This is a genomic window from Halapricum sp. CBA1109 (genome assembly GCF_009741825.1).
In the GTDB taxonomy this organism is placed as follows: Archaea; Halobacteriota; Halobacteria; order Halobacteriales; family Haloarculaceae; genus Halapricum.
The window spans coordinates 1-4,426 of sequence record NZ_WPCA01000183.1 but is presented as its reverse complement, the minus strand read 5'-3'; the positions used below and the strand labels follow the sequence as shown (position 1 = coordinate 4,426).

Genomic DNA, 4,426 nt, shown 5'->3' with positions numbered 1-4,426 from the left:
TACAAGAGCGCAACAGCGACGTATCGAGAACAATCCGCGCGCCTTCGACTTCGACGGCGACGGCACCGCCGGGAACGCTGTTCGACGCTCTCGCGCTGTTCAACGACATCAGCGCGTAGAGGGAACCGACGACCGCTTTTTCCGCTCGGTGATCGAGCGCCGAGCGGGCGACCGGAAACTGGGAATGTACAGTAGTGTCAGTACCGTCGCATTTAATTCGTCCGCGACGGACAAGCCGGTATGTTTCGGAAGGTCGGTATCGGGGTTCTTCTCGCGGTCGCGATCGTGGCACTGTGTACGGGAACAGCGGTCGCGGACGAATCGGACGAACGGTGGAACGAGACCTACGGGGACAGCGGGGCACAGGAGGCCACAGCCGTCGCCAACGCACCGGGCGGCGGGTACGTGACTGCGGGGTACACACAGACGGCTCAGAACGGCGCCAACGCACAACTGATCCGCACCGACGCTGACGGGACAGTCCAGTGGAAGCGAAACTACGGCGGCGACGGTCGGCAGGTGGCGTTCGACGTCGTCAGAGTCGCCGACGACTACATCCTCGCGGGACAGTCTGTCACGGCGGACGGGACGACCGACGCGTGGGTCGCGCGAGCCGACACCACCGGGGACCTCCAGTGGCAGCGAACCTACGGCAGCGACGCCGACGATATGGCCGTCTCGGTCGTCTCGGCCGGCGACGGCTACGCCTTCGCTGGGTGGACGAACGCCACCGGCGCGACCGACGCGTGGCTCGTGAAAGTCGGTAGCGGCGGGGACCTCCAGTGGGACCAGCGCTACGGCGGCACCGCAATCCAGAACGGACAGGCGCTCGTCCGGACCGACGACGGCGGGTTCGCCATCGCCGGGTGGACGAGCGCATCCGGCGGCGGCGACGACGCGCTACTGATCCGGACCGACGCCGCCGGGGACGAGCAGTGGCGTGAAACCTACGGCGGTAGCGACGACGACGGGGCCTTCCGGCACGGGTTGATCCAGACCGACGACGGCGGCTTCGTGCTGACGGGCTGGACGACGAGTTACGGCGACGGGTTGAGCGACGGGTGGCTGGTCGAAACCGACAGCGCCGGGACGAAGGAGATGGACCGAACGTACGGCGGAGACCTCAACGACGTTATCACGTCCGTCACCGGGACCGAGAGCGGCTACGCGCTGTCGGGCTACACCCAGACCAACCGCGAGGACTTCGACGCGTGGGTGATGGAGACCGACACCGCGGGCGAAAGACGGGGCGGCTTCAGAACGGGCGGTGAGGAACCGGACGCCGCGATGGATGCCGTGACCACCGGGGACGGCGGCCTCGCGGTCGCGGGCTACACCGGCTCGTACGGTGCCGGGAGCTACGACGCGTGGCTCCTCAAAGCGGGCGGGGAATCCGGCGGCGACGGCGGGCCGCCGTCGATAGACCCCGAGTCCTACGAGATCGAACCGTACCCGGTCGAGACCGGCGTCCCGCCGACGGTCCTTGTGGAGGCGTCGAACGCCGACAGCGTCCGCGTCGACGCCATCGTCGACGGCGAGGTCGGCAGCGTCAAGATGACCAACGTGAGCGGGAACAAACTCTGGAAAGCGGACTTGAGCGAGATGTCCGATCCCGACCTCGCGGATCTCGGTCCGGGAACGCGCGTGGACCTCCGAATACTGGCCGAGAACGACGAGGCCGTGCGACCGGCTATCCTCAACGAGACCCAAGCCGCCTACCCCGACTCGCAACTGCCGACCGACGGCGAGTCCCGACGGCTCCACTACTACACCTTCGAGAACGTGATCGATCTCCCCGTCGTCCTCGGGCAGTTCTCGGGCACGAACGACGTCGAGATACCATACGACGATCCGGCGGCGCTGTCCGACTGGCAGGAAGCCCAGGAACACGACGTCAACAGCTACTACGGACAGGGGGCGCTGGGTGCGGTCGGTTTCGACTTCGAGTATCACGACGACGGCGGCGAGTTGTTCGACCTCGGGCCGCGCAGCGACTACGACCGCCGGTCGCTGATCGAGGAGGCGAAGACGCTCCCGGACGCGGACATCGACGGTCCGTACGTGGTGAGCAACCCGGGAGAGAAGTTCGATAGGGCCGGCGCGTACCCTGACCTTCGTGGGACCTACGTCTCGATGGACCCCGACGTCCACAGCTACGGCATCTGGAGTCACGAACTGGGGCACGCGGCCGTCGGCGTCGGCGACCTCTACGCCGAGACGACGTGCAGCGGGACCATCATCGAGGTGTGTTACGACACCGTCGACGGCGGCATCGGCGACGCCGGGCTGATGGGGTCGAGGACGGCGTACGGCTTCCTCGGATCGGAACTACCCGAGGAGTTCAGCGTTCTCAGTATGACCGACATCAACACCCTACAGTCTGTCTCCGGACCGGAACACCCGTGGCTGGAGACAGAGGAGATTAGCGTCGGGTCGACGCCGTGGTCCGAGACGATTACCGTCGAGTCCATCGAAGCCAAACAACTCGGCGACTCGGTCCCGGTCGTCGACACCGGCGTCGCCACCGACACCGGGCTCAGGGAGTTCGCGCTCCAGGCCGACGACGGGAGCTTCGGTCCCGTCGTCGACATCTTCGAACTGGGGACCAGTTACCCGCGCGTCGGCGGCCCCGAACTCGAACTCGCGACAAACGTCGGCCCCATCGACGCGGACCCCGACACCATCGCCGACCGGTTCGTCGAGCGACCGCTGGGCACGCACAGCCCCCTCGTCGCCAACATCTCCATCGAGGACACGAACGGCAAGAGCGGCGAGGCCTTCGAGGCCGACGTGACCGTCGAAATCGACAGCGGTGACGCCGACACGAACACGATGCGTCTCGACCCCGACATCGACCTGAGCGACGTCTCGGTGCCCCGACTCGGCGCCGACGAGACGACGACGACCCCCGACCTGGACCTCGTCGCGACCGACAGTCAGGGCCGGCGGGTCGGACCGACGGCGGACGGCGACTACGTCGTTGAGATTCCGGGCGCGAGCGCATCGGGCGACACCGACGGCCTCGAGTGGATATCGGTCCCCGAGGACACCGACGTGGAGTTCAGCGTCCGGACCGACGGCGTCGAGGCGTTCATCGAGGAGACGGGCATCGACCGCGAGAACGTCACCGTCGGCTACGAGACCAGCCTGACACACTACGACGAGAACCCCGAAGTGGTCGAACAGAACGGTAACCTCACCGTGACGAACACGACGACGGCGACCGGAACGAACGGTAGCATCGACCCCGGCGAGACGACGAGCGCACTCGACGACTCCGTCGTCGCCGGGTTCGCGCCCGTCCCCGCCCGGCCCGCGCCCGGCGAGAGCGTTCTGCTCACCGGGTCGTGTCGACGGCGCTCACGGGCAGCATCGACACCTACGAGTGGGACCTCGACGGGGACGGCACCTTCGAGGCGACCGGACAGGACGTGAGGACGACCTTCGACTCGGCCGGAACCCACGAGGTCACGCTCCGGGCGACAAGCACCGAGGGCGTGACCGACACCGAGACGACCAGCGTGCAGGTCGGAGACCCGGCCGCTATCTCCGTCGCCTCGCTATCGACGCCGGCGAACGCGACGGCCGGCAACGTGACCGTCGTCGCGAACGTCTCGAACACCGGCGACCGCCGCGGCAGCACGACCCTCGACCTCCGCGTCGGCAACCGGACCGTCGAGACCGACACCGTCAGCGTGGCCGGCGGCGGGACCGACCGCGTCGCCCTCACGACGGACCTCGAACCGGGGAACTACACCGTCTCCGTCGCCGGGTCCGGGACCGTCGCCACCGGATGGGTGTCGGTCGGCCCCGCGGACCGTCCGCAGGTTCCGAGCGGCGTCGGACCGGCGACCGACCCGGACGGCGACGGGCAACTGGAGGACGTCAACGGCGACGGACAGGCCGGCCTCTTCGACGCGTTGACCTACTACAACGAACGCAACAGCGACGTGGTCCAGAACAATCCGAGCGCCTTCGACTTCGACGGCAACGGGCAGGCCGGGACGCTGTTCGACGCTCTCGCCCTGTTCAACGACATCAGCGACTGACGGTCAGGACTGCTCGCCCGGCGGCCACCCGTCCTCGTCTTCATCCTCGTCGTCGTCAGCACCCGGCGGCCAGTCGGGTTGCTCCTCGCCCTGATTGGGGCTATCGGACCCCGTACGACCGGGACCGTCCCGCTGTGGGTCGCCGTTATTCTCTCCCGGCGGCTGTTGGCCGTCGGGGCCGCGACCGTTCGTCCCCGTGCCGTCCCGGGGCGGTTGCTGGTTAGGTGGCTGTTGACCACCGGACTGCTGGTTCGGAGAATGCTGGCCACCGGACCGCTGATTTGGCGAGTGCTGAGTACCCGATTGCCGGTTCGGTGGCTGTTTACTACTGGGCTGCCGACCACGCGGTTGCTGGGTGCCCGATTGCTGGTTGGGTG

The 4,426-nt window shown here is 67.7% G+C and carries 3 protein-coding genes; 2 read left to right on the top strand and 1 reads right to left on the bottom strand.

All coding sequences use genetic code 11. The annotated features are described in order from the left end of the window. The first annotated feature begins 285 nt into the window (after window positions 1-285). Complete coding sequence (locus GJ629_RS14550; protein ID WP_157513673.1) at window positions 286-3,435, top strand: hypothetical protein; 3,150 nt, start codon at window positions 286-288, stop codon at window positions 3,433-3,435. Beyond that, entirely contained in the window at window positions 3,348-4,049 is a 702-nt protein-coding gene (locus GJ629_RS14545) for a PKD domain-containing protein (RefSeq protein ID WP_157513672.1), read from the top strand. Before GJ629_RS14550 ends, GJ629_RS14545 begins: the two co-directional genes overlap by 88 nt. A 3-nt stretch (window positions 4,050-4,052) precedes the next feature. On the opposite strand, the gene GJ629_RS17310 is transcribed toward GJ629_RS14545, so the two are convergent. Further along, the coding region (locus GJ629_RS17310) for a hypothetical protein (protein WP_231754654.1) at window positions 4,053-4,426 on the bottom strand (374 nt) is incomplete at its 5' end.